Below are 25989 nucleotides of genomic sequence, written 5' to 3' on the forward strand. Positions count from 1 at the left end.
TCGCTGCTGCGCCGGCTCGCGCCCTGCACGCCAAAGCCTTTGCGAAGCAAGCAGACCGTTGCGCCGACGTCACAAAGGCGGCAAAAAGACCCGTCTCGGAACTAGGACATTTCCAAATGTTTCTGAGACATGTAATGATACTGATTCGCATTTAACCAATCGCAACGATAGGCGTCATCAATAGCGTCTGTCGCGCATAACGGGCGCTTTCACGGCGCCGCCGCCGGATCTTTCTCGACGACGTCGCCCGCTCTCGCCTCGATCTCGGTTCGATCAGCTTCGGCAGATGAAAACCCGCTTCGCTGCCGATTTGAATTTCACTAACAAGTATCGGGAACACGACATGTTGAGAAAGACGCCGCTTGCCGCGGCATTGGTGACTATTGCCGTCGCGCCCATGGCCGCGCCGCTTTACGCCCAAACCGCGCAGCAATCCGCGCAGCAGTCCGCACCGCAGTCCGCACAACCGGCATCGCAAGATGCGCCTTCCACTTCACCCGAAACCGCCGCCCTGCCCGCCGTGAAGGTGACCGGCCAGGCGGACGCGCCCGACTTCCAGCCGGATATGTCGAGCGTCGGCGCGAAGGTGCCGACCGCGCTGCGCGACATTCCGCAAGCCGTCGTCGTCGTGCCGAAGGCGGTGCTGCAATCGCAGGCAGTGAGTTCGTTCTCCGATGCGCTGCGCAACGTGCCCGGCGTCACGCTCGGCGCGGCGGAAGGCGGTCAGATCGGCAACAACATCAACTTGCGCGGCTTCTCGGCGCGCACCGACATTTATCTCGATGGCTTCCGCGATCGCGGCCAGTACTATCGCGACACGTTCAATCTCGATTCGATCGATGTGCTGTACGGCCCGTCGTCGCTGTACTTCGGGCGCGGCTCGACGGGCGGCGTCATCAACCAGGTCAGCAAGCAGCCGACGCTGAAACCGCGCGCCGATGTCTCGCTGCAGGCCGGCACGCACGACCGCTTCCGCACGACGGTGGACATCGATCAGCCGATGACCGATACGTCCGCGTTCCGCATCAACGCGTTCGGCCAGTCGCTCGGCTCGACGCGCGACGAGATGCACAACAAGGATTACGGCGTGGCGCCCGAAGTGAAGTTCGGCATCGGCACGCCGACGCAGGTGACCTTGTCCGCGCTGATCCAGCACAACCGCGATCAGCCCGACTACGGCATTCCGCCGCTGAACGGCCATCCCGCGCCCGTCGACACGAAAACCTTCTACGGCTTCACCGACGACCGCACGATCCAGGACGTGCAGACGGTGAACGCGCGCATCGAGCATCGTTTCGACGACATGTTCACGCTGCGCAACCAGACGCAGTTCAGCCATTACAGCACCGAGGCGCGCGCGACCAACGCGGCGGCCGTGCTGACCGGACCGCTCGGCACGTCGCCGGCGCTCTCGAACGGCAACTACACGACGTTGCCGCTTTCGTCGCTCTTCGTGCGTCTGCAAGGCAAGGACCGCAACATCAACGATCACTCGGTCTATAACTCCACCGACCTGCAAGGCAAGTTCGCGACCGGCTTCCTCAAGCACGACATGCTCGCGGGCGTCGATCTGAGCCACGAAACCTATAGCAACCAGAGCTTCACCGCGACCACACCGGGGCTGCCGTCGAACACGCTCGCGATCGTGCCGCTCGTGAATCCGCCTTACGTGCCGCGTCCGTCCAACTATCGCGAAGTGGCGACCAATCTCGCGGAGTCGAGCGCGAACGGCATCGGCCTCTATTTGAACGACACCATTTCGATCGGCGAACACTGGAAGTGGATCGGCGGCGTGCGCTGGGATCGCTACGAGGCGTCCATCAACAATTCGATCAACGCGCCGGGCTACGCGACCCAGACGAACTTCTTCACGAGCGTGCGCACGGGCGTCGTGTGGCAGCCGGCGGACTGGCAGTCGTATTACGTTTCATACGGCACGTCGTTCGATCCGTCGCTCGAAGCGCTCACGCTCACCAACGGTCAGCAGAACCTGCCGCCCGAGCACAACAAGTCCTATGAAATCGGCTCGAAGTGGGATCTGCTGAACGGCGGACTGTCGATCACGCAATCGCTCTTCAACATCGAGAAGACCAACGCGCGCACGCTCGCTTCGGACGGCAGCTATTCGCTCGATGGCAATGTCCGCGTGCGCGGCTATCAACTCGGCATCGCGGGCCACATCACGAAGCAGTGGCAGATGTTCGGCGGTTACACGTACATGGACGGCACGATCCTGCAAGCCTTCGACGGCACGCAAGGCAATGTGCCTGCCAACACGCCGAAGCACATGCTCACGCTGTGGACGACCTACGACTTCACGCCCGTCTGGCAGATCGGCGGCGGGCCTTCGTATGTGTCGTCGCGCTATGCGGCGAACAACAATCTCGTCGAAGTGGGCGGCTACGTACGCTGGGACGTGATGGCCGCGTATCATCAGAAACGCTACGATATCCAGTTCAACGTGCAGAATCTGTTCGACAAGAAGTATTACGATGCCCTGATTCCGTCGGATGGCGGACGCGCGGTGCCGGGTCTCGGCCGCACGTTCATCGCGACGTTGAATTACCGCTTCCGTTGATGTGAATGCGCGCGCGCCGTTTCGATACGGCGCGCGTTCGTGAAGGCAAACAACAATGATCCTCTCGATACCGAACGTGCTCTCCCCCGAAGACGCCGCCGCGATGCGCACACGGCTGGAGGCGAGCGACGCATGGGTCGATGGCCGCGCGACCGCCGGCTATCAGGGCGCGCCGGTCAAGCGCAACATGCAGATCGCGGAAGGTTCGCCGATCGCACTCGAACTCGGCGATGCGCTCGTCGGCGTGCTCGAACGTCATCCGCTATTCATCAGCGCGGTGCTGCCCAATCGCGTGTATCCGCCGCTCTTCAATCGCTATGAAGGCGGCATGCATTTCGGCAGTCATGTCGATGGCGCGATCCGCATCGTGCCCGGTCACGGCGCGCGCGTGCGCACCGATGTCTCCATTACGCTCTTCCTCACGCCGCCCGATGAATACGACGGCGGCGAACTCATCATCGAAGATACGTATGGCGTGCAGGAAGTGAAGCTGCCCGCGGGACATGCGATCGTCTATCCTGCGACGAGTCTTCATCAGGTGCGGCCCGTCACGCGCGGCGCGCGCGTATCGAGCTTCTTCTGGGCGCAAAGCCTCGTGCGCGACGATGCGCAACGCGCGCTGCTCTTCGATCTCGACAACTCCATCCAGCGCCTGAACGCGACCAACGGCGACGAAGCCGCGAAACGCACGCTCGTCGGCTGCTATCACAACCTGCTGCGCATGTGGAGCGAAACGTGACTTACGCCGCGCGCAGCACGTTCGCGCGCGTGCGGTCCACGTCCGCGAGCAAGGCTTCGTCGCGCGCGATCACGTCCGGCAAATGCGCGCGCAGAAATTCGACCCACGTACGCGTTTTCGCATCGACGAACTTGCGCGACGCATAGAGCGCATAGAGATTCGTGCGCTGCAACGTGTGATGCGGCAGCACGCGCACGAGCGAACCGTTGCGCAGGCCTTCGATCGCCGCATAGAGCGGCAACATGCCGATGCCCATGCCTTCGCGAATCGCCACGACCAGCGACTCCGCGATATTCACCTGCACCGTTCCGCTGATCTGCAAGGTCTCGCGGCCTTCGGGTCCGTCGAGCGTCCATTCGCGCGCGGGAAACGCGGGCGTCTGCAAGGTGAGACAGTCGTGCTGCGCGAGATCGGCGGGCACGTCGGGCGTGCCGCGCAAACGGATATATTCGGGCGATGCACACAGAATGCTGAAGGTCTCGCCGAGCTTGTGCGAGATGACTTCCGAATCCGACAGCGCGCCCGCCGATACCACGGCCACATCGCTGCTGCCTTCGAAGAGATCGGGCATGCGTTGCGACAAGGTCAGCTCGACTTTCACATCGGGATACAGCGCGCGATATCGCGCAATCGCCGGCAGGATGTAGTGCTGCCCGACGCTCGCGAAGCTGGACATGCGCAACGTGCCCGTCGGATGTTCATGCGCACAGCTCGCTTCTTCTTCGGCGCCGTCGATGTCGGCGAGAATCTGCCGCACGCGTTTCAGATAGCGCTCGCCCGCTGATGTCAGCGCGAGACGCCGCGTCGAGCGGTTCATCAGGCGCGTGCGCAAATGGGCTTCGAGTTCGGAGACGGCGCGCGACATCGCGCCGGTGGTCGAGTTCATCGACTGTGCCGCAGCCGTGAAGCTGCCGGCTTCGATCACGCGGGTAAAGACCCGCATGTTCTGTAGGGTATCCATCGAACCGTCACAAACACTTCGGAAGCGCTATTGTCCGCCTTTGCGCGCGATCGATTGTTGTTGAATCAGGAAAGAATGTTCCCTGATTTGCACATTAATCCGGAAAGTCCGTTTGCCTACAATCGGCGCCTTCATGACGAGAGGGATATCGGCGGACCGCATGTCGTTCCTGGAAGCACGCTTGTCGATGCGCGACTGGTGCGCCACCGATGGCCACGTCTGGCTGCATCTCGCGAAGACATTGCTGGCCGCGTTCATCGCGATGGGCATCGCGATGCGCCTGGAATTGCCGCAGCCGCGCGTCGCGATGACGACCACATTCGTGCTGATGCAGCCCTTTTCCGGCATGGTGCTCGCGAAGAGCGTGTACCGGTTCGCGGGCACTGCCCTCGGCATGCTGGCCGCGCTCGTGCTAGGCGCCGTGTTCGTGCAGCAGGCTGAACTCTACGCGCTCGCGTTGACGATATGGGTCGCGGCCTGCACCGCGCTCGCGGTGCGTTACCGGCAGTTCCGCTGGTACGGCTTCGTGCTCGCGGGATACACGGCGGCGCTGATCGGCATTCCCGCCGTCACCGATCCGAACAGCCTGCTTATCGCAACGCTCACGCGCGGCGCGGAAGTGATGCTCGGCATCGTGTGTTCGAGCGTGGTGAGTGCGCTCGTCTTTCCGCGCCATGCGAGCGCGACGCTCGCGCAATCGCTCGATGCGCGCCGCACGCGTTTCGCCGCATTCGCCGCCGATGTCTTGCGTGGCCGTCTCTCGCGCATCGCACGTGAACGCCGCTTCGCCGATTTCGTCGATGAGATCGTCGGCTTCGAAGCGACGCGCGGTTTCGCCGCGTACGAGTCGCCTGCGATGCGTCAGCACAACGGCAAGCTCGCACGCCTGAACAGCGCGTTCATGGACGCATGCGCGCGCCTGCACGCGCTCGATCAGTCGATGAAGCGTCTGCGCACGAACGACGCCACGCACTGCGCGCACGACGCGCTCATGCCTTTTTTCGAAGAACTCGCGCACATCTTCGAGCGCGAATCGCTGAAGGTGCATCTCGAACGCTACAAGACGACGCTGCCTAAACGTCTGCGCGATGTGCAACGCAGCCTCGCGCATGCCGATCACCCGACGCAACTCGATTTCACGACGTCGGCGGAACTGCTCTATCGCTTCATCACCGATACGATCCGCTATGTCGCCATTCCGGACGATCGTGCAGCGCCGCGCTATGAAGCAAGGACCAATCACTTCGTCATCGGCGCGACCTTCGTGCGCACAAGCATCGTGATTACGGCCGCCGCATGGTTCTGGATCGACACGGCGTGGCCGAGCGGCGGTTATGCCGTGATTGGCGCGACGCTCGCGTGCGCGTTGTCGTCGGCGTTGGCCAGGCCGTCGAAGTTCATCGCCCAGATGGCGGCCGGCGCGGCGCTCGCGGTCGTCACCGGCTACGTGTATCTGTGTCACGTGTATCCGGCCATCGACGGCATCGTGCTTCTGTGCGCGATGCTCGCGCCACCGCTCGCGGCAGGCGCGTTTCTCGCGATGCGTCCGTCGAGCGCGGGATACGGCATCGGCTTTTGCGTGTTCTTCTGCCTGCTCGCCGCGCCCGATAACCGCATCGTCTACGATCCGGGCCTGCTGTTGAACAATGGCCTCGCCGTGATCGTCGCGATGCTCGGCGCGGCCATCGCCTGCGCGGTCGTCGTGCCGCCGCGCGCTGCGTGGCTCGTCGGCAAGACGCTCGAACAATTGCGCGCGCAAGTCGCACTCGCTTGCGAAGGCAGGCTCGCGGGACTCGGCGAGCGCTTCCATTCGGGCACACACGATCTGATGTCGCAATTGCGCGCGTTGCATACGCGACGATCGCGCGAACATCGGCATGCGCTTGCGTGGATGCTCGTCACGCTCGAAGTCGGACAGGCGATGATCGATTTACGGCACGAAGCGCGCGCATTGCATGCGCAGTGCTTTCCCGATGCATTGCGCATCGCATGGAGCACATCGCTTGCATGCGTGCTGCGCGATATCGCCGTGCTGTTTCGCGCGCCGGATAGCGAGACGCTGCGCCGCGCGATCGGTTCGGTGGTCGCGTCGATCGTGATCGCGCAAAGCATGCTCGAAGTCGCGGGCGCGGACCGCGGCATGCGCCACGAGATGCAGCGCGTGCTCGCGTGCCTGCACTTCGTCCGCACCGCGCTCGTCGATCCGGATGCGCCGTTCGATGCGCATCGCTAGAAGCATCTTTCTTCCGCATGGAAGGAAGCCTTCCTGTTCCGCCAGTTAATTCACGGCGATACGCGCCTTATAGTGGAATCGCTTCATCGCCAGCGCGCTCATTTGCCGCACCTTCCTATGTGCATCGAATTGGACAAAGCGCAATGTCGCACGGCATTGGAACAATGTCTTTCAACGTTGCGATTTCGACTGCAAACCGCGCTACCTATAATCGCCTTCGTTTTAACGAAGCTCTTGAAGATAGACGTCGATGTACGAAGACCGTATTCGCTGTGCCGCGCTGCGCGGAAAGATCACCTCGGCCGCTGAAGCGGCTCAACTCGTTCGCGATGGCATGATCGTCGGCGCGAGCGGCTTCACGCGTGCTGGCGACGCGAAAGCCGTGCCGCTCGAAATCGCGCGCCGCGCCCGTGAGGAAAACGAACCGTTGCGCATCACGCTCATGACGGGCGCATCGCTCGGACATGACACCGACCGCATCCTGACCGAAGCCGGCGCAATCGCGCGACGGCTGCCGTTTCAGGTCGATACGACGCTGCGCCGCGCGATCAATCGCGGCGATGTGATGTTCGTCGATCAGCATTTGTCGGAGACGGTCGAGCTGTTGCGCGCGAATCGCCTCGGCAAGCTCGATCTCGCGATCATCGAGGCCGCCGCGATCACCGAGACGGGCGGCATCGTCCCGACGACATCGGTCGGCAATTCGGCGAGCTTCGCGATACTTGCCGAACGCGTGATCGTCGAAATCAATCTGGCGCAGCCGGCCGCGCTCGAAGGCCTGCACGACATCTGGATTCCCGAGCGCCGCCCCGCACGCGAGCCGCTGCCGATCGTGCGTCCGCATGACAGGATCGGCGCGGCGGCGATCGAGATTCCGCTCGAGAAGATCGCCGCAATCGTCATTACCGACACGCCGGACAGCTCGTCCACCGTCTTGCCCGCCGACGACGACACCGCGCTGATCGCCGGTCATCTGATCGAATTCTTCCAGCATGAAGTTTCGCGCGGGCGCTTGCCGAAACAATTGCCGCCGTTGCAGGCGGGCATCGGCACGATCGCGAATGCGGTGCTGTCGGGATTCGCCGCATCGCCGTTCGAAGCACTCACGATCTATTCCGAAGTGCTGCAAGACTCCACCTTCGATCTGCTCGATACCGGCAAGGCGACATTCGCATCGGGGGCATCGATCACGTTGTCGGCGCAGCGGCAGGAGAAAGTATTCAACGATATCGAACGTTATCGTGACCGGCTCGTATTGCGGCCGCAGGAAGTGAGCAATCATCCCGAAGTGATTCGCCGCCTCGGACTCATCGCGATCAACACGGCGCTCGAAGCCGACATCTACGGCAACGTGAATTCGACGCATGTCGGCGGCACGCACATGATGAACGGCATCGGCGGTTCGGGCGATTTCGCGCGCAATGCGGCCTATTCCGTGTTCGCGACGAAATCAGTCGCGAAGGACGGCCGCATCTCCAGCATCGTGCCGATGGTGCCCCATTGCGATCACAACGAACACGATGTCGATATCATCGTGACCGAGCGCGGGCTCGCCAACCTCACCGGTCTCGCGCCACGCGAACGCGCGATGAGCGTGATCCAGCACTGCGCGCACCCGCTGTATCGCGATCTTTTGCGCGAGTATTACCGCGATGCAGCAGCGCTGGGCGGCCACACGCCGCATCGTCTGGATCAGGCGTTTTCGTTCCACACGCGCTTTGCCGCCAACGGTTCGATGCTGCCCTGATGCATGATCGCGCGCGTCATGCTGCGCCGCGAAAACGAATGGCGCGCGCGAACGAAGCCATTACGCGAAGTTTGAGCGCACAATGGCGGGAGCCTCTTTGGGCTGGCGCACAGGAGGAGCACCATGACCGCCATCACCTGGGTTCTCGCCGCCGACGGCAGCCGTGCCCGGATCTTCGAGACGCAAGGATTGAAGCTGGATTTGCGGCAGGTCGAGGACCTCAGGAATCCCGCACCGCGCGCAGCGGAAACGGCAGAGAAGGATCGTGAGAAGTTCGCGCGAACGGTGGCCGACTATCTCGAACGAAGCCGCATGCATCAGCGATTCGACCGCCTGCGGCTCGCGGTCGAGCCCAAGTTTCTCGGCCTGTTGCGTGCGCATCTGAGCAGCGAGACGTGCAAGCTCGTCTACGAGGAAGCCGACAGCGACGTGTCGAACATGAACACGCGTGATATCGGCCGGCGTCTCGACCGGCCGTGAACATCGCATGAAGCGCGCCGTGTTTCATCGCGAAACACGGCGCGCCGCTTATCACGCTGCGGGCGTGATGTTCTGATTGCTGCGGAAGAGATTGTCCGGATCGTAACGCCGCTTCGCTTCGGCGAGCCGCTCGTAATTCGGACCATACGCCGCCTTCACGCGATCACCTTCTTCCCCCGTCATGAAGTTCACATAAACGCTGCCGATGGCATGCGGCGTCATCGCGGCGAACATGTCGCGTGCCCACTTCGTGCACTTCTCGTCGTCGGCGGCGTCGCTCCATCGGCCGTGAATATTGATCGTGTAGATCGAATCACGATTCGCGTAGGCGGTCGCGTCGACAGGCACGCGGTTCGTCTGCCCGCCCATCGCGCCGATGAAGACCTCGCACTGCGTCGACGGAAGCGACTTCACTGCATTCGTCAGGATGCCGAATGTTTCGTCGTTGAGACTCGCGAAGTTATGCGACTTCCAGTAGTTGCGCTCGCCGGGCGTGAGCAGCGGATCGAATGCCTTCTGCCATGCGGCGAACGGCATCGCGCCGAGATGTTCGCCGTAAGGCGTGCCGAAGCTGCGCACCGGCGCAAGCGCCCTTTCGCCGTTCTCGACCGGCCCGACATAACAACTCGCCAGCACGACGACCGGCTTGCCGTGCGCGTCTTCGGGTAGGAACGGCAGCGGCGGCGCGAGACGCAGCACGGCCCATACCGTCAGCTCGTCCGGACACTGCGCGACGAACTCGCGATACTTCGGCAGCACTGCATCCGCCTGTTCGAGCGGATAAACGACGAGACCGCCATAGATCTGCGGACCGACGTCGTGCAACTGATATTCGAACAGCGTCACGACGCCGAAGTTGCCGCCGCCGCCGCGCAATGCCCAGAAGAGGTCCGGCTCGCTCTCGGCGCTTACGCGGCGCCAGGTGCCGTCGGCGGTGACGATTTCCGCCGCGACGAGATTGTCGACCGTCACGCCGAACTTGCGGCTGATCCAGCCGAAGCCGCCGCCGAGCGTGAGACCGGCGACGCCCGTCGTCGAGTTGATGCCGAGCGGCGTCGCGAGACCGAACGCCTGCGCTTCGTGATCGAAGTCGGAGAGCAACGCGCCCGGCTCGACATACGCGCGCTTCGCCTGCGGATCGATGCGCACGGACTTCAGCGCGGAGAGATCGATCATCAAGGCGTTGTCGCTGACCGCGCTGCCCGCGATATTGTGCGACCCGCCGCGAATCGAGACGAGCACGCCGTGTTCGCGCGCGAACGCGAGCGCGGCGATCACATCCGCCGCGCCGGCGCAACGAACGATGAGCGCGGGCCGCCTGTCGATGGTCGCGTTCCAGACCTTGCGTGCTTCGTCGTAGTCGGTATCCGACGGTGAGATGATCCTGCCTCTCACCGACGCCTTGAGGGTGTCGATCGCTTCGCCTGAGATGTTGCTCATTGTGAGACCTCGCTGCTATATGGCGCGCTGCGACGTTTCCGACCCTGCCAGTTGGTACGCGAAAGCGCAAGGAACCCGCCATCGGATCGTGCGTGGCATGTCGACCGGATGCGCATCGGAGAGATCACGAGAACGGGGATGATTTTCGACACGCGGGCGCATCGGCCCGCTTGTTGATTTAATGCCTTGAATTACGCGATGTAAAGTGCCCGACCAGTGAAATCCTGCATGCGATCTAGCATGTATCGGACAAAGTTGCCGATGCGGATGATTAGCGAATTGAGTGCTTAAATTGGCCGCTGATCATTAAACATGTACTCCTTATCGTCCTGCATGCTCTTATAAAATTTGCGAAGAAGTGTTGAATGTGCTTACAACGAAGTTTCAGTGGTCAACGTCGATGGCGCAGCGGCGTTCTAGCGGCTGAACGGATCGTTTGTCCGCTCATTCATCCACGGAGCATTACATGAACAAGAAGATTTTCGCCGCTGCGGTCATTGCATGCCTGACGACCGGTGCTTTCGCCAAGCCGCATCATGACAAGCACGAGCATCGCAAGAACTACGAGCACGGCTATCAGCACAAGGAGCGCTTCGAGCACGGCGAACGCGGCGAGCGCCGCGACACGTTCAACCGCCCCGAACAACATGCGCGCGATAACAGCCGGGCCGATTACGACCAATATCGTGGCGATATCGACAAGAACCGGCCGTACGGCAACTAATCCGGCTGGCTGCCGATACCGCATGCCGCCAGGCGCGGCACACGGTATCGGCGTACGAAGAGACGAGACGAAACGAAAGGCGTCTACGCCCGCTCCAGCACCGCCATCTCTCTCACGACCACGAGCAGCATCGACAGACTCGCCCCGCCGCTCGCCCGCAATTCCGCCAGCAGTCGCGTATAGCGATCCAGCGCGTCCTGCCGCTTAGCCCGCCAGCTTTCGACGATCACATCCGGCGCATCGATGCCGCGCGATTGTTCGAGCGCACTCACCGTCAGCGCACGCTTCAGTCGCGCAAGTTCCTCCAGTGCCGCCGCGCGCGCGAGCAGGTCCCAGTGCGTCGTGATCGGCAGCGCCATCGCGCGTTCGGCAATCCCGCGATAGTCGAGCAACGTGCCGATACCGAAGTACACGCTTGCCACAAGCTCCAGACTGCGCCCGGAGCACGCCGCCACTTCCGCGCTGTCGAGCACGGCGGTCGCGATCTCGCCGCTCGCCACGCGCGCCGCGAGACTGCTCTCGACGCCCGCATCCTCCAGATCGCGCCGGCGCGCGTACCACGCGTCGAGTTGCGTCGCGGGCAGAAGCGCCGGCAGTTGCGGCGCGAGACGTTGCGCGGCCTCGCGGCAACGCGCGAGCACGCCCTTCGCCTCGTGCGTGCCGGTACCGTTGTGCTTCAGATGACGCAGGAACCAGAGCGACGTATCGTCGAGCAGACGCACGACATCGACGAACATGCGCGCCTGCACTTCATCGGCGACGATATTGTCGAGACGATCGATGCTGCGCCACAGATCGTCGAGATCGAAGACATCGCGCGACATCAGCGCCGCGCGCACGATGTCGCTCGGGCGCGCATCCGTCTCTTCCATCAGCCGATGCACGAACGTGCAGCCCACGCGATTCACGAGCGCATTCGTCAGATGCGTCGCGAGGATTTCGCGCTTCAGCGGATGGCGCTGCATCGTCTCGCTATAGCGTTGCTGCAAAGGCTTCGGGAAGTATTCGGGCAGCATGTCGGCGACGAGCGCGTCCTCGGGCACGTCCGATTCGAGCAGCTCGTCGTAGAGCCACATCTTGCCGTACGCGAGCAACACCGCACGTTCAGGCGATGTGAGCCCGGACTTCGACGCCGCGCGCTCGGTGATGTCGTCATCGTTCGGCAGGAACTCGATGCGGCGCTTCAGACGCCCCGCGCGTTCCAAGAATCGCATCATGCGCGCTTCGGCGTCGAGCGTTTCGGCTTCATGGCGCTTCGCAATCGACAGTGCCTGCGTCTGCGCGTAGTTGTCCTTCAGCACGAGCAGCCCGACTTCATCGGTCATCTCGGCGAGCAGCGCGTTGCGTTGCTTCTCGGTCATCTCGCCATCGGCGACGACGAGGCCGAGCAGAATCTTGATGTTGACCTCGTGATCCGAGCAATCGACGCCCGCGGAGTTATCGATCGCATCCGTGTTGATGCGCCCGCCCTTCTGCGCGAACTCGATGCGACCCAGTTGCGTCAGCCCGAGATTGCCGCCCTCCGCGACCACCTTCACGCGCAACTCCGCGCCGTTCACGCGCACGGCGTCATTGGTGCGATCGCCGACTTGCTGATGCGTCTCCGTGCTCGACTTCACATACGTGCCGACGCCGCCGTTATAAAGCAGATCGGCTTCGGCGAGCAGGATCGCGCGAATGAGTTCGTTCGGCGCGAGCACCGATACGCCGATGCCGAGCGCCGCCTGCACTTGCGGCGAAATCGGAATCGACTTCGCCGTGCGCGGATAGACGCCGCCGCCCGTCGAGATCAGCGCGGGATCGTAGTCGGCCCAACTGGAACGCGGCAGCGCGAAAAGACGCGCGCGTTCTTCGAAGCTCGTCGCCGCATCGGGCGTCGGATCGAGAAACACATGCCGATGATCGAACGCCGCGATCAGCCTGATATGACGCGACAGCAGCATGCCGTTGCCGAACACGTCGCCCGACATGTCGCCGACGCCGACCACGGTGAAGTCCGTCGTCTGCGTATCGAAGTTCATCTCGCGGAAATGGCGCTTCACCGATTCCCACGCGCCGCGCGCGGTGATACCCATTTTCTTGTGGTCGTAGCCGACCGAGCCGCCGGACGCGAAGGCATCGTCGAGCCAGAAGCCGTATTCGTGCGCGATCGCGTTCGCGTAATCGGAGAACGTGGCCGTGCCTTTGTCGGCGGCGACGACGAGATACGGATCGTCGGGATCGTGGCGCACGACATCCGGCGGCGGCACGATGCCATCGGGCGTGCGGTTGTCGGTCACATCGAGCAGGCCGCGCAGGAACATCTGATAGCACGCGACGCCTTCATTCAGGAATGCTTCACGATCCGATACCGGCGGCGGATTCTTCACGACGAAGCCGCCCTTCGATCCCACCGGCACGATCACCGTGTTCTTCACCATCTGCGCTTTCATCAGGCCGAGCACTTCGGTGCGGAAATCCTCGCGCCGGTCCGACCAGCGCAGCCCGCCGCGCGCGACGCGCCCGCCGCGCAAATGCACACCTTCGACACGCGGCGCATAGACCCAGATTTCGAACATCGGCTTAGGCTCGGGCAGGCCCGGCACTTTCGATGGATCAAGCTTGAACGACACATACGGGCGCGGCTGCCCTTGCGCGTCGCGATGAAAATGATTCGTGCGGACCGTCGCCGTGATGACGCCGAGAAACTGGCGCAGGATGCGGTCTTCGTCGAGATTGGGCACTTTGTCGAGCGCCGCTTCGATATCGGCGAGCACGCGTTCCGCGGCCTTTTCACGCTCTTCCGCCGTGCCGCCACGCGCCGGATCGAAGCGCACCATGAAGAGCTGCAGCAGCTTCTTCGCGATCACCGGATTGCCGATCAGCGCGCGCTCGATATACGCATCGCTGAACGTCGAGCCGACTTGCCGCAGGTATTTCGCGTAGGCGCGCATGATGGTCACGTCGCGCGCGCCGAATTCCGCGCGCAGCACGAGACGGTTGTAGTCGTCGTTCTCGATCTCGCCCGACCACACGCTCGCGAACGCATTCTCGAAGAGCGGCTTCACGCGGTCGATATCGAACTCGACATCGTCCTGCAATTCGAGGCCGAAATCGTGAATCCATGCGTTCGGCGCACCGGTCGGCTCGATCAGATACGGACGCTCTTCATCCACGCGCACGCCGAGATGTTCGAGCATCGGCAGGCTGTGCGACAGCGCGATCGGATCGCCCACGCGATACACCTTGAAACGGAACGCACGGCGTGACGCTTCGATCGGCCGGTACAGGCTCATCGACAAACCGCCCGGGCGCGTATGCGTCGCCTCGATCAGCTCGATGTCGCGCACCGCCGTGCGCGCCGGATAGTCCTCGCGATAACCGGCGGGAAACGAATCGGCATAACGCTGCAAGAGGCGGTTGCCGGCTTCCTCGCCGTGACTGTCGATGAGCGCATCGGCGAGATCGTCCTGCCAGCGGCGCGCGACCTGCACGATGCGCGCTTCGAGTTCGCGCGGGTCGACTTCCGGCATCGTGCCTCTGTCCGCACGCACGACGATATGAATCCGCGCGAGCGGCGACTCGGACAAGAGCGGCGTGAACTCGATGCTCTTGCCGTTGTACGCCTCCATCAACACCTTGCTGATGCGGCGGCGCAGGTCGGTGTTGAACTTGTCGCGCGGCACAAAGACGAGGCACGACACGAAGCGGTCGAAGCGGTCGCGCCGCACGAAAAGGCGCGTGCGCTGATGTTCCTGCAGACGCAGCACGCCGATGGCGATATCGAAGAGCACGTCTTCATCGGCCTGAAACAGCTCGTCGCGCGGATACTGCTCCAGCACCGTGATGAGCGATTTCGCCAGATGTCCTTTCTCGAGAAAGCCCGCGCGCCGCACGATGTTCGCGCACTTGCGCCGCACGATCGGAATCTCGGAGGTCGGCACGAGATACGCCGTCGACGTGTACAGGCCGAGAAAGCGCCGCTCGCCGATCACCTTGCCATCGGGCGACGTGCGCTTCACGCCGACATAGTCGAGATAGCCCGGCCGATGCACCGTCGCGCGCGAATTCGCCTTCGTCAGAAAGATCGGCGCCGCGCCTTCGATGATCGCGGCTGCGCCCGGCGGCAGCGGCGTCACGTCGCCGGCAGAGGGCGCGCGCAAGGTTTCGCGCAGAATGCCGAGACCGGAACCCGGCACGCCGCGCAACGCGAAGCCGCCTTCGTGCTCGACCAGCTCGTAATCGCGGCAGCCGAGAAAGGTGAAATGATCCGCGACCATCCATTCGAGGAACGCGCGGGACTCGATGCCGTCGGGCGTCGTGTCGCGTGTTTTCAGATCGCCGATCGCAACGCGCGCCGACTCGGTCACCTTCGGCCAGTCCTCGACCGCCGCGCGCACATCGCCAAGCACACGCGCGATGTTGTCGCGCACTTCGTCGAGACGCTCGCCGTCGCCGCAGCGATTCACTTCGAAATGGATGAACGATTCGAGCTCGGAGTTGCCGTCGCCCGCTTCGGCATGACCCTGCCCGATGCGCTCGATCTCGCCGCCATGCGCCCCCTTGCCCGTGCGCCAGACGCGAAACACCGGATGAATCGCCGAGTGCAGCGCAAGCCCCAGACGATTGAGCTCCATCGTCACCGAATCGACGAGAAACGGCATGTCGTCGTTGACGATCTCGACGACCGTGTGATCCGAGTGCCAGCCATGCTGTTCGAGATTCGGGTTGTAGACGCGCAGCACCTCGCGCCCGGGCACGAACTTCTGCGCCGTCTGCCAGTGCGCCATCGCGGCGCCGTAGAGATCGGCGACGTCGCGGCTCGCGATATCTTCGACATCGACCTGCTCGTAGTAATAGCGAAGAAGCGGCTCGATGACCTTGAAACTGGCTTCCGGCAATCGTCCTCGCGCAAACTCGAGGAGATCGTTGATGAGGTGTTCGACCCGCGCTTCGTTCTTGACCAGCATGGTGTCCTCCCGAGGCTTTCGGTTGCGGTGCGGTTGCGGCACGCTCTTCGAATCAAGGAGATTATGCGCCGCCCCGGGCCTATGCTCGTGGCTCGGGCATGTGCGGGTGCACAAAGACGGTGCGTGCGCACGTTACGTTAGACGCATCGCGTGACCTTTGCGCGACATCGGCTTTCGGCTATCGTCGATATCGGCGCAACGGCCGACGGAGGAATCGCCATGCAGGACTTCACTGAAGAGTCAGCGCAACAGACGGTCGTCACCGTGCGGCCGAAGGAGAAACTCGCGACGGTGCAGCATCTGCCGTATTTCATCGGATTGTCGGCCGCGACGGCGGGCACGCGCGGCCTCGCGATGCATCTCGTCGTCGTGCCGCCGGGCGGGCACGGCGAGCCGCATGTGCATGTCGGCTACGAGACGGGCATCTACATACTCGAAGGACGCATCGAGACGCGCTATGGGCCGGGGCTGGCGGAATCGGTCATCAACGAGCCGGGCGACTTCGTGTTCATTCCGCCCGGCGTGCCGCATCAGCCGGTCAATCTGAGTGCGACGGAGCCGGCGCGCGCCGTGATCGCCCGTAACGACGCCAACGAGGCGGATCGCGTCGTGCCCTACGATCCGCGGGATGGGGCCGCGTCCTAGTAGCCGGATGCGCCCATGCCGGGAAGATCGACGTAGCCGCTGTCGGTGAAACGCGCGCCGCCGAATGCGCCGCCCGCGAGTTTGCCGCGCACCGTGTACGAGACCTTGCTGACGGTGTCGCCGCTGGCGAAGCCGAACGCCTGGCGCGCGACCGAGAACGCCGAGACCGTCACCGGCACGGACAGCACCGTCTCGCCGTAGCGCGGCACCGTGCCGCGCTGATCGCTCACGCCGCTCGCGAATGCGCGGCCGTTCAGGTCGAGATCGAGCGCGACGCCGTCGAAGTCGAGCGGCGCGTCGTTCGGATTCTGCACGCGCAGCTTCACGGCGAAACGCATTTCGAGCCCCTGTCCTTCGAGCGGCTCGATGCCCGCGACGCTCACGCGCATCGCGTCGCGATTGAAGAAACCCGCGCAGCCGCCGAGCGCGAGCATCGCGAGGAAAGCGGCGAAGAAGAAAACGAAGCGATGACGCGTGTAATTCGATTGCATGAGAACGTGACTCCTCGTGATGCCGTCAGATGCGCAGCGCATTCAGCAGCATGCGGCCATAGGCATGATGAAACCAGACATCGTCGATGACGAAAAGCGCCGCAGCCCACGAAGCCGCGACGATGATCAGATCGCAACGCCCGCTTCGCCACAGATTGAGCGAGTGGCGCGCGACGATCCACGGCACGCCGAGCGGATTGGGCCAGTCCGCGAACAGATGCATGAGCCCGCCGCACGCGAAACCGAACGCGATGGGCGCTGCCGGATGCCGCCCGAGAAAATGATACGAAAGCGCGAGCAGCGCCGCCCAGCCGACGCCCCAATGCGTGAGCGTCCGATGCGTGATCCACAGCTTGCGCGCGCGCGTCCACCATGCGACCTCGAGCCAGTCGGGCGCGGTCGCGCCGACGACACCCGCGAGCAGCGCAAGGACGCCGGCGAGCATGTTCGCGCCTGCGGTGACCGGATGCGTCACGATCGCCGCCGCGATGATGCCTGCCGCCCATCCCGTCGCATGATGAGCCTTGCTCGATGCCATGAAAAAACCTGCCTTCTTGCCCATGTCCGGAAAGCGCGCATGTTCGCACGGCGCTCGGGGTCGGAACCGGTCTGAAACATAAACTTACGCAATTGCGCTGCCCGAAACACGCTTATGCGCGCGGCGTCGGCGAGGCGGCGCGGCGTTGTCTAAAATGATTTCTGGATTGCTGCGCAACACACGCTGCGGACGCTCACCGACGCGCCCCACGCCCGCTTGCGCTGCACGCATCGAATGAATCTATTGAATCCGGCCGTCATGCAACACCTGAAATACCTGAGCGCTTATCCAAACGTGCTGCAGGACAAGGTGCGCCGACTGATCGCCCAGCAACAACTGGGCGCTTATCTCGACGCGCGCTATCCGAGCAAGCACGCCGTCCAGTCCGACCGCGCGCTCTATGAATATTGCTCTGATCTGAAGCAGGAATTCCTGCGCGTCGCGCCCGCGATCGACAAGGTTTTCTACGACAGCAAGCTCGATGTGCTACGTCACGCACTCGGGTTGCATACCGCGATTTCCCGCGTGCAAGGCGCGAAGCTCAAGGCGAAGAAGGAAATCCGCATCGCGTCGCTCTTCAGGGACACCGCGCCCGAGTTTCTTCGGATGATCGTCGTGCACGAGCTTGCGCATCTGAAGGAAAGCGACCACAACAAGGCGTTTTACCGGCTGTGTGAGCTGATGCAGCCGGGCTACCATCAGATCGAATTCGACCTGCGGCTCTATCTCACGCATCGCGACCTGCTGCGCACGAAGGCGGCGTGAGCGCCGTTGCACTGCATCAATATGACCACGCGAGCGCGGCGGCGTATTCCTTCGGCGCGGCAAGCGGAACGGCCTCGAATGCGCCTGCGTTGCGTGTGACCGTATAGCGGACGTCGTCGCGCGGCAGCACGGAAAAGCCGTGCATCGGAATCTCCGTGCCGCCGATGCCGTCGCCATGCGCCTTCAGCAACGCTTCCTTCGCGGTCCAGCAGTCGAAGAAGGCGTGACTTCGGACGGTTTCTTCGGACATCGCTTCGATCTCTTGGCGATCGATGTCCGCGAGCACCGCGGGCGCCAGATCGCGCCACTGAAACGTCGCACGCGCTTCCTCGATATCCACGCCCACGCGTCTCCCCCGCGATATCGCGATCAGGCCGTACTCGCCCGAGTGCGACACGTTGAAATCCGGCGCGTCCGCGTGCGCGAGAAACGGCCGGCCACGGTCGCCGGCATCGAACACGAGGTTCGCGGGATCGTCGCCCGTCTCGACGGCGAGCAGATGCCGCAACGCGCAACGCACCGCGCCGAACCGGGATGCATCCGCGTGACGCAAGAAGCGCGCGGCGCGGGCGCGTTCATCGGCGTTCATCGTGGCGTAGGCGGCGCTGTCGAGCGGCTCCGAAAAATCGATATGAAGCAGCCACACGCGCACGTCGTCCGGTGCGTGGGCGGGAAGCGGCATCGGCCGAAGGTCGAACGGAATCGTCGTTACGGTCATTTGGGTGCGTACTGCGCCTCGCCGTTGCCGAAGGACCAGTTCTCCTTCTTCACTTCGACGAGACTGATGAAAACGTCTTCGCGCCGCAGCTTGAGCCTTTCATACAGGCCATCGGCGACGGCCTTGTAGAACGCGCTTTTCTTCGCGACGTCACGGCCTTCGTTGAGCGTCACCTGAATCACGACGCAATCGTCCGTGCGGTGGATGCCGAGATACGTGCGGTCGACGATGAAATCCGTCGCGCCATGCTCCGCGACGATCTGGAAGCGATCGTTCTCGGGCACGTCGAGCGTGGTGCGCATCGCGTCGTACACGACATCGCCGATGGTCGTGCGATACGCGTTGTCTTTCCCTTTAAGCAGATCGATGCGAACGAGCGGCATGAGCTTCTCCTGGTGGATGATGTCAGCGATAGTCCGGATGCAGCAGCAGCTGCGGCAGGCCCGAACCATCGACATAGATGACGGCGTTTTGCTCGAACGACGTCATCAGCGTATCGGCCGTCTCGCGGGTCGCGCCGGGCACGAAGAGGCTCGCCTCGGCTATCCAGACGTTCATCGGATCGATGCCCGCGCCCGGCAGCGCGCGCAGTCCCATCTCTGCGACGCGCCCGGTCAGCGCGCGCTGGCGTGCTGCGTTCTCCGCGGGCGTAAGCACGCGCCCGAACGGGTTGAACGCCGTGACGAACACCGCGCTTTCGACGCCTTGCTCCGCCAGCAACGACTCAACCGCCGCATTCGCGGCCCCGATTTTCATGTCGATGGGCGGCTGCGCTTCGATACGATAAATCGCCGCATGATACGCATCGAGCGTCGCGGCAGGCAATTCGTGCGTGCGTTTCAGGACGATCGGCTGGCCGTGCGGCGTGCCGCGCGCGGCCTCGTCCCATTCGATGCGCCGCCGCGCGAGCGTCGCCTCGCTCACGCAACCTTTCTCGGCCGTGAGACGCTCCAGCGCGTTCAGCCAGTGCGCGTAGTAGGTATCGCCGTGATCGGGATCGCCCGCTGCCTGCGCGTCCTTGATCGCGACGCTCAATGCGTGCGCCCACTCCTTCCACGTGAACACGCCGCGCTCGTGCAACGCGAGCGTCATCGCGAACGCCTGCGCTTCCCAAGGCGCGCGAAATACCGGGCCGTCGTCGCCGAAAGGCAATTCGGGCAAGGCTTCGCGCAATGCGTGCAACGCCGGTTTATCGTCGTTCGATGTCATGTCACGCGCTTGCGGCATCGATATAAGGCTCCCAGCAATCCACGCACACCGACGACGCGGTGGTGTCCGCGCCCCACAGATCCTTCGCGTCGAACCGCACGGTGTAGAGCCACTGCGGATGCTCGCCGTGGCCGAGCGCGTTTTCATCGGGAAAGACATGCGTGCCGCGCACCGCGACGATGCGCCCCGCCTTGCCCCGGCAATAGCGCGGCAGACGCGTGTGCGTCGGCGGATTCATCAGCTTCGTGCGCACTTCGTCGCCGACCGCAAAGCGCGCCGCCGACGTCGCGGGCCGGTCGACCGGCGCACCGCGCAGAAGCGCCGCGCTCACATCGGCCGCCTTGAGCACGCGCACGTTCGGCTTCGGCGCGGACTCGGCACGGCCGCTCGCGATTTCTCCGGCGCTCGCGAGCCCTTTCGCCATCAGCAGCTTCTTCAAGCCTTCGAACCAGATTTCGTAGTAGCTGCTGCCGAGATACTGCGCGGGCGGCAGGCTTTCGCGCGCCGCGCGCGATGTGTCGATGTTCCATTGGCCCGTCGCGCCCATCGCGAGCGTGACGGCCAGCACGCGCCGCTCCCATTCCGCGTGAAAAGGCGATGCGCCCGGCGCGTCGCAGGCATCGATTTCGACGGGCCCGAACGCCTGCATGCCGCCCATGTCGTGCGCCGCGTTCATGCCGATGCTCCCGTTGCCTGCGATGGCGCGAGCGCGAGGCCCGTGCCGATCATCGAATCGCGCGTGACGAGCCCGGCGAGCGCGTCTTCGTCGAGATCATCCGTGCCGGCGGGACGCATCGGCACGACGAGATAGCGCACTTCGGCAGTCGAATCCCATACGCGCAAGTCGACCGTTTCCGGCAATTCGACGCCGAAGTCCTTCAGCACGCCGCGCGGATCGATCACTGCGCGCGAGCGATACGGCGCCGACTTGTACCAGACCGGCGGCAGCCCGAGCACCGACCACGGATAGCACGAGCACAACGTGCAGACGACCATGTTATGTACGTCCTCCGTGTTCTCGAGCGCGACCATGTGCTCGCCTTGCCGTCCGGTGAAACCGAGCGACGCGATCGCGGCGGTGGCGTCGTCGAAAAGCCATTGGCGGAAGGCCGGATCGCGCCACGCTTTCGCGACGACGCGCGCGCCGTTGCGCGGCCCGACCTTGTGCTCGTACATTTCGACGAAGATATCGAGCGCTTGCGGATCGATATAGCCTTTCTCGACCAGCAGCGATTCGAGCGCGCGCACGCGCAGATCCATTTCCGGCAATGCGCTGCCGGCGTGATCGTGGTCTTCGTCGTGATCGTGATGATGCGGATGATCGTGGCTCATGAACGGGCTCGCGAGTGGCGCAGACGTCACACGTTACCGGAGTGCGCGGACGCGTGCAAACGTCGCCACGGTCGCACGGCGCGCCGCCTATACTGGGATCAGCGTCTCATGCGAGGAGGATGCCATGACACGCAAGTACATCGATTGCCGCGAGTGCCCGAGCGATGTGAAGTGCAGCGTCGCTCTGTCCGCCGATACCGAGGATGAACTGATGGAAGCGGCCGTGCAGCACGCCGTCGCCGTCCATCAGCACACGGATTCGCCGGAGTTGCGCTCGCAACTGAAGACGTTCTTCCACGAAGGCACGCCGCCGGCCTGAGCGAATCGTCCGGGCTTAGTCAGCCGAGCTCGAACGTCGTCACGCCGAACACATGCGCAAGCGGCACGTCCGGGGCCGCCTGCGTGTACATGCGCGCGGTTTCGAAGACGCTCAGCATGTCGTGCTCGACGGCGAGCGCGACCGCGGCGGGATTGATTTCGGGCACATCCAGAAAGATCGTCTCGCCCGGCAGGGCGGACACGAGCGCACGATACAGCGCGCGCGCCGTGCTCAGGTCGTCGGCGAAGAGCGGACCGATCTTGTGGCCCGTGCCGCAACGCCGGATCACGGCGAGGCCGCTGACCGCATCGCCATCGATTGCGGCGACGGCGCGCGCGTGCGCTTGCGGCTGCGACAACCACGCGCGCAGGAACGCGGCGCGCTCGCAAGTGAAGATGCGCGTGTCGTAGCTGAGCAGGCGATCGAAGGGAATGTTGAGCGCATCGGTGATCGTGACGCCATCGACGTGATCTTCATCCGCCGACGCAACGCCCTCATACCGCACATTGCGATACGCGAGCGCGAAGCCGGATTTCCGATAGTTGGGCTGCTGCGCGAGCACGCCGTCGAGCCCGATATTGCGCGCGCCCAGATACGCCATGCCTTCGTTCCACACGCGCAGGCCGAACCCCTTGCCGCGCCATTCCGGCCGCACGATATACAGGCCGATGAAACCGAACGCATCGCCATACGCGACCGCGGACATGCAGCCGATGAGCGCGCCTTCCCACGTGCCGACGAAGAATCCGTGCGGATCGGCGGCGTAGAACGAGCGGGCATCGTCGAGGCCGGGATTCCACCCTTCGGTCGCGGCCCAGTCGAGCGCGACGTCGGCATCGCGCGGCGTCATGCGGCGTATCTCGAATCGAGGATCGTCGGGTGATGCGTGAGGCGGACAGGGAACGGACGGCATGGGGCGCGCCTGGTCTGAATGCGGATGCGTTCAGTGTCGCGCGTTTCTGGTGCAGGGGAAAGATGCGGTGAGGCGTGGGTGCAACGTGGGATACGAGAACGGCGGAACGATATCGGGGCGAACGTGCGCCGCGCCGGTCAGGAGTATCCCTGGCGCCGCTCGCTGCGGCTGAAGCTCTGGCGCGAGCGCCAGTCTTCCGAGCGCAGGACATGCTCGCCGTCCTCGCGCGCTTCTTCTTCGGAATCGAAGCCCTCGTCGCTATATGCGACGACCTTCATTCCGCCTCCCGCCGCCCGTTCGACGGTAATGCCCCAGTGCCACCCGCCTTCCTGAAGAAAGACGTGCAGCGTCGGTTGCGACGATGTATTCAGTTCCATAAATGCGGCTCCCTCAAGCAAACCCGTAATGCTTACCGGACCGCCCGATGAAACGCTCTGTGCTTGCCGGCGTTTGATTATTCCTGTCGATGCTCTCGATGCATGAAGAGGCGGCCCTTGCCGCCCGCCAGAAACAGCATACGCAATGGGATGCTGCGTTGCAACACGAGATTTCCCCTAGGCGTGGCCCGTACGGCACACGTCGGGCCGCGATCGACACGAAAGTCGTGGCTGCTGTGTGCAACGGCAGCGAAATGCACGGCAACGACGGGCATTCGCCATCGCCGGGCCCGCGCTATTCGCCGTCCCAGTAGCCGAGCGAATCGCTCGCGCGAAACACGGCGCGCAGGCCCTTCACGCCGGGTTCATCGACGACGAGCACGGCCTGGCGGCCCGTATCGGGATATTCGACGACTTCCGGCGATTGCATCGTGCTGATCGCGAGATAGCGCAGCGGCTGCGTGCCGGTATTGGCGATCTGATGCGCCGTATCGGCATCGCCCGGCGGACACGCGATGACATCGCCCGCGCGAATCGCATGCGTCTCGCGGCCGATACGCACCTCGCCCTCGCCTTCGATGACGAAGAACATCTCCTCGTTCACGCGATGATGATGAAACGGAAACGCCCGTTTGCCCGGTTCGAGCACGATGAGGCTATAGCCGAGTTTCTTCGCGCCGAGCTTCCCGCCGATACGCGCGATGCGTGGCGCAAAGCGTTCGGCGGCGGCGCCCGTTGGCGCGAATTCGGGCGGCAACGGTTGCGGATCGAGCGAATCGAGATTGACGATGGGCGGTTTCATGTTGGCCTCGAAGATCGATGAATGTCATGCGTTGGTCACGCGAATGTCACGCGTGCGTTCATATTCGCCGAGCCACGTTGCGATGGCTTCGCACGTCCAGCGCGGATCGTCGTGCGGCAGGTCGTGGCCTGCCCACGGATGCACCGCATGCGACGCGCCCCATTGTTTCGCGATGCGCTCGGAACACACCGGATCGACGAGCCGATCCGCCGCCGACGATACCAGCAGCACAGGACAGCGCGGCGCATCGCGGCCCGCGCGAAAACGCGCCGCCGCCGCGAGTTGCCGCAGCGCGTTGGCCGCGCTTGCGCCATGCGTGCGCCGCAGCCGTGCCCACTGCGCGATATCCGCGTCGCGCGTGTCGATGCGATTGCATGTGAGGCCATGAATCAGCGCTTCGCATCGTTCGGGCTGCGTCCATGTCGTCGCGACGCGAGCGAGCGCCGGCCATGCCGCGGGACGCAAACGTTCGGGCATGCGCGCGAACGGGCGCATGCTGGTATTGATCAGCACGAGCCGCTCGATGTCATCGGGATGACGCTCGGCCCACGCGGTGGCGACCATCGCGCCGAGCGACATCGCGAGCACGCGGCACGGCATGCGCACGTTCAGCGCGACGGCGCGCGCGCGCACGAAGTCCATCATCGCGATGACGGAAAGCGGCGCCGCATGCGTCTGCTCGACGCCATTGCCCGGCAGATCGATGCACGTCACACGCTCGCCCTCGCCGACGAGCCCATGCGCGGCAAGTGCTTCATCGAACGCGCCCCAGTGACGCGCTTCACGCGTGAGGCCGCGCAGAAGAATCCATTGGCTCATCACACGCCCGTGCGCTGCCAGTGCTCGCGCGCGCGTCGCAAAACGTCCTCGCGGAACTCGCCGCTCGGCAACCAGCGGCGCGACGAAAACGCGGCGCGCGTGAGGAAATCGAAAAAGTTCGGGTGACGCCGCAACACGCGGCGCGTGCGATGCGCCTTGATCGGATTGAAGATGCCGAGGCGCGAGAACAGTTGCATCGGATTCTTTCGAATCCAGCGCCAGGAACCGAGTTCGAGCGTCATCGGCAGAAAGATGTTCGGTGCGCGCGAGCGGTCGTATGCGAAATCCCACAGATCGCCGTGCAGCAGATATTGATGGCTTTGCGGCTCGAACGCGTAACCGTGATGCGGATACGATTCCTCGAACATTGTCTTCAGCAGAAACATTTCCGGCAGATGCGCCATTTGCCGCTCGGTGCGCGCGTACGGAAACCAGATGCTGTCGTCCCAGCCGAAGCCCGAATGACAGTCGAGCGCGAAGCTCAACGGGCGCGACATCAACTGTTCCTCGACGACCGACAGCAGCGCCGCGCTTTCCACTTCCATGCGGCCATCCACGGGTCCGCGATACCACGGCAGCCACGGCCCGATACGCTGCCCGCCTGCGAGAAACGGCACGCGGCCTTCGGCGCTTTGCGGCGCGTTGCGCATCAGATCGACGCCGTTCGGATTCGCCCGGGTGCGCGCGAACATGCCGCCGGGATTGACGATCGGCATGAAGATGAGGCGGATCGCGCGCAATTGATGATGCAGCGTGTCGTCCCATTCGAGACGGCGCAACAGCGCGCGCATGTATTCCAGAACGAGTTGCGTGCCGATGCATTCAAGTCCGTGCACGCCGCCGAAAAACCCGATGGCGGGCGCGTGCGGATCGTCCGAACCGATCGATGCGGTCAGGATCGGAAACGAGTGCTCGCGCGCGCGCACTTCGCCGATGGTGCGCCACGCGAAGCGCGCACCGCCCGCGATGCGAATCGCGTTTAGTTCGTCCATCTCCGGAAAACTGCTCGTGACGGCAACGCCCGACGTGCTCATGACTGCGGCCTGTTTGTCGTGTATTCGTTGGCTCAGGCTACGGTTCTGCGCTGCGCCGAATCTCCCCGCCCGAAAAATCGAGTATAGGGCGGATGATCAGTACACGACATATCGAATATCACGCCACGCAACACATGTGGAACGCGATATGCGGCAAACGCGCAAACGTCTTCTGC

The 25989-nt window shown here is 63.7% G+C and carries 24 protein-coding genes; 9 read left to right on the forward strand and 15 right to left on the reverse strand.

The genetic code is table 11. The annotated features are described in order from the left end of the window. The first annotated feature begins 343 nt into the window (after positions 1 to 343). Both AWB76_RS09355 and AWB76_RS09360 read left to right on the forward strand, forming a co-directional pair. Positions 344 to 2578 carry a TonB-dependent receptor gene (locus tag AWB76_RS09355; protein WP_061160153.1) on the forward strand — a complete coding sequence of 745 codons (2235 nt, stop codon included), beginning with the start codon at positions 344 to 346 and terminating at the stop codon, positions 2576 to 2578. Between the two features lie 55 nt (positions 2579 to 2633). After that, positions 2634 to 3317: a Fe2+-dependent dioxygenase gene (locus AWB76_RS09360; RefSeq protein WP_061159883.1), complete on the forward strand. Its 684-nt coding sequence runs from the start codon at positions 2634 to 2636 to the stop codon at positions 3315 to 3317. Position 3318: 1 nt separating this feature from the next. On the opposite strand, the gene AWB76_RS09365 is transcribed toward AWB76_RS09360, so the two are convergent. After that, positions 3319 to 4278: a LysR family transcriptional regulator gene (locus AWB76_RS09365; RefSeq protein ID WP_061159884.1), complete on the reverse strand. Its 960-nt coding sequence runs from the start codon at positions 4276 to 4278 to the stop codon at positions 3319 to 3321. Positions 4279 to 4411: 133 nt separating this feature from the next. Here AWB76_RS09365 and AWB76_RS09370 point away from each other — a divergent pair, with 133 nt between their 5' ends. The 3 genes from AWB76_RS09370 (at position 4412) to AWB76_RS09380 (ending at position 8738) form a co-directional block, all read left to right on the forward strand. Beyond that, a complete protein-coding gene (locus AWB76_RS09370; RefSeq protein WP_244173288.1) occupies positions 4412 to 6511 on the forward strand; it encodes an FUSC family protein in 2100 nt (699 codons plus the stop codon). Positions 6512 to 6761: 250 nt separating this feature from the next. Continuing rightward, positions 6762 to 8258, forward strand: coding sequence for a succinyl-CoA:acetate CoA-transferase ScpC (gene scpC, locus AWB76_RS09375; protein WP_061159886.1), 1497 nt, complete (start codon positions 6762 to 6764; stop codon positions 8256 to 8258). A 123-nt stretch (positions 8259 to 8381) separates the two neighbouring features. Then, entirely contained in the window at positions 8382 to 8738 is a 357-nt protein-coding gene (locus tag AWB76_RS09380; protein ID WP_061159887.1) for a host attachment protein, read from the forward strand. Positions 8739 to 8789: 51 nt separating this feature from the next. On the opposite strand, the gene AWB76_RS09385 is transcribed toward AWB76_RS09380, so the two are convergent. Next, positions 8790 to 10178, reverse strand: a complete 1389-nt coding sequence (locus tag AWB76_RS09385) for an FAD-binding oxidoreductase (protein ID WP_061159888.1) — start codon at positions 10176 to 10178, stop codon at positions 8790 to 8792. Positions 10179 to 10644: 466 nt separating this feature from the next. Between AWB76_RS09385 and AWB76_RS09390 the strand changes: the two genes are divergently transcribed. After that, positions 10645 to 10902, forward strand: coding sequence for a hypothetical protein (locus tag AWB76_RS09390; protein ID WP_061159889.1), 258 nt, complete (start codon positions 10645 to 10647; stop codon positions 10900 to 10902). 83 nt (positions 10903 to 10985) lie between these two features. Here AWB76_RS09390 and AWB76_RS09395 read toward each other — a convergent pair whose 3' ends face one another. Further along, entirely contained in the window at positions 10986 to 15851 is a 4866-nt protein-coding gene (locus tag AWB76_RS09395) for an NAD-glutamate dehydrogenase (protein ID WP_061159890.1), read from the reverse strand. 219 nt (positions 15852 to 16070) lie between these two features. Between AWB76_RS09395 and AWB76_RS09400 the strand changes: the two genes are divergently transcribed. Next, entirely contained in the window at positions 16071 to 16496 is a 426-nt protein-coding gene (locus tag AWB76_RS09400) for a cupin domain-containing protein (RefSeq protein ID WP_061160154.1), read from the forward strand. On the opposite strand, the gene AWB76_RS09405 is transcribed toward AWB76_RS09400, so the two are convergent. Next, on the reverse strand, positions 16493 to 16987 hold the full coding sequence (locus AWB76_RS09405) for an LEA/WHy family protein (RefSeq protein WP_061159891.1): 495 nt from the start codon (positions 16985 to 16987) through the stop codon (positions 16493 to 16495). The two genes, AWB76_RS09400 and AWB76_RS09405, sit on opposite strands and share 4 nt — an antisense overlap. 25 nt (positions 16988 to 17012) lie before the next feature. Then, positions 17013 to 17525 (reverse strand): metal-dependent hydrolase, encoded by a 513-nt coding sequence (locus AWB76_RS09410; protein WP_061160155.1) that lies wholly within the window; start codon positions 17523 to 17525, stop codon positions 17013 to 17015. A 258-nt stretch (positions 17526 to 17783) separates the two neighbouring features. On the opposite strand from AWB76_RS09410, the gene AWB76_RS09415 reads away from it, so the two are divergent. After that, positions 17784 to 18290, forward strand: a complete 507-nt coding sequence (locus AWB76_RS09415) for a M48 metallopeptidase family protein (protein ID WP_061160156.1) — start codon at positions 17784 to 17786, stop codon at positions 18288 to 18290. Between the two features lie 16 nt (positions 18291 to 18306). Here the strand turns inward: AWB76_RS09415 and AWB76_RS09420 are convergent, their stop codons facing one another. From AWB76_RS09420 to nthA, 5 genes are read right to left on the reverse strand one after another with little or no spacing between them, the layout of a single operon-like run. Continuing rightward, on the reverse strand, positions 18307 to 19008 hold the full coding sequence (locus tag AWB76_RS09420; RefSeq protein ID WP_061159892.1) for a 4'-phosphopantetheinyl transferase family protein: 702 nt from the start codon (positions 19006 to 19008) through the stop codon (positions 18307 to 18309). Beyond that, the gene (locus AWB76_RS09425; RefSeq protein ID WP_061159893.1) at positions 19005 to 19391 is read right to left on the reverse strand and encodes a tautomerase family protein; all 387 of its coding nucleotides are present in this window, start codon (positions 19389 to 19391) and stop codon (positions 19005 to 19007) included. Before AWB76_RS09425 ends, AWB76_RS09420 begins: the two co-directional genes overlap by 4 nt. 22 nt (positions 19392 to 19413) lie before the next feature. Next, positions 19414 to 20217 (reverse strand): nitrile hydratase accessory protein, encoded by an 804-nt coding sequence (locus AWB76_RS09430; RefSeq protein ID WP_061159894.1) that lies wholly within the window; start codon positions 20215 to 20217, stop codon positions 19414 to 19416. Position 20218: 1 nt separating this feature from the next. Continuing rightward, complete coding sequence (nthB, locus tag AWB76_RS09435; RefSeq protein WP_061159895.1) at positions 20219 to 20893, reverse strand: nitrile hydratase subunit beta; 675 nt, start codon at positions 20891 to 20893, stop codon at positions 20219 to 20221. Next, complete coding sequence (nthA, locus tag AWB76_RS09440) at positions 20890 to 21549, reverse strand: nitrile hydratase subunit alpha (protein WP_061159896.1); 660 nt, start codon at positions 21547 to 21549, stop codon at positions 20890 to 20892. Before nthA ends, nthB begins: the two co-directional genes overlap by 4 nt. Positions 21550 to 21673: 124 nt before the next feature. On the opposite strand from nthA, the gene AWB76_RS09445 reads away from it, so the two are divergent. Further along, entirely contained in the window at positions 21674 to 21868 is a 195-nt protein-coding gene (locus AWB76_RS09445) for a DUF1059 domain-containing protein (protein ID WP_061160157.1), read from the forward strand. Positions 21869 to 21887: 19 nt separating this feature from the next. Here the strand turns inward: AWB76_RS09445 and AWB76_RS09450 are convergent, their stop codons facing one another. The 5 genes from AWB76_RS09450 to AWB76_RS09470 all read right to left on the reverse strand — a co-directional run bounded on the left by AWB76_RS09450 (position 21888) and on the right by AWB76_RS09470 (position 25813). Next, the gene (locus tag AWB76_RS09450) at positions 21888 to 22718 is read right to left on the reverse strand and encodes a GNAT family N-acetyltransferase (protein ID WP_082864395.1); all 831 of its coding nucleotides are present in this window, start codon (positions 22716 to 22718) and stop codon (positions 21888 to 21890) included. A 200-nt stretch (positions 22719 to 22918) separates the two neighbouring features. Continuing rightward, positions 22919 to 23158, reverse strand: a complete 240-nt coding sequence (locus AWB76_RS09455) for a hypothetical protein (protein WP_061159898.1) — start codon at positions 23156 to 23158, stop codon at positions 22919 to 22921. 295 nt (positions 23159 to 23453) lie between these two features. Further along, a complete protein-coding gene (locus AWB76_RS09460) occupies positions 23454 to 23960 on the reverse strand; it encodes a cupin domain-containing protein (protein ID WP_061159899.1) in 507 nt (168 codons plus the stop codon). A gap of 24 nt (positions 23961 to 23984) precedes the next feature. Next, on the reverse strand, positions 23985 to 24779 hold the full coding sequence (locus tag AWB76_RS09465; protein WP_061160158.1) for an alpha/beta fold hydrolase: 795 nt from the start codon (positions 24777 to 24779) through the stop codon (positions 23985 to 23987). Continuing rightward, a complete protein-coding gene (locus tag AWB76_RS09470) occupies positions 24779 to 25813 on the reverse strand; it encodes a M14 family zinc carboxypeptidase (protein ID WP_061159900.1) in 1035 nt (344 codons plus the stop codon). Before AWB76_RS09470 ends, AWB76_RS09465 begins: the two co-directional genes overlap by 1 nt. Positions 25814 to 25989 lie beyond the last annotated feature (176 nt).

Source organism: Caballeronia temeraria, from assembly GCF_001544795.2.
Classification (GTDB): domain Bacteria; phylum Pseudomonadota; class Gammaproteobacteria; order Burkholderiales; family Burkholderiaceae; genus Caballeronia; species Caballeronia temeraria.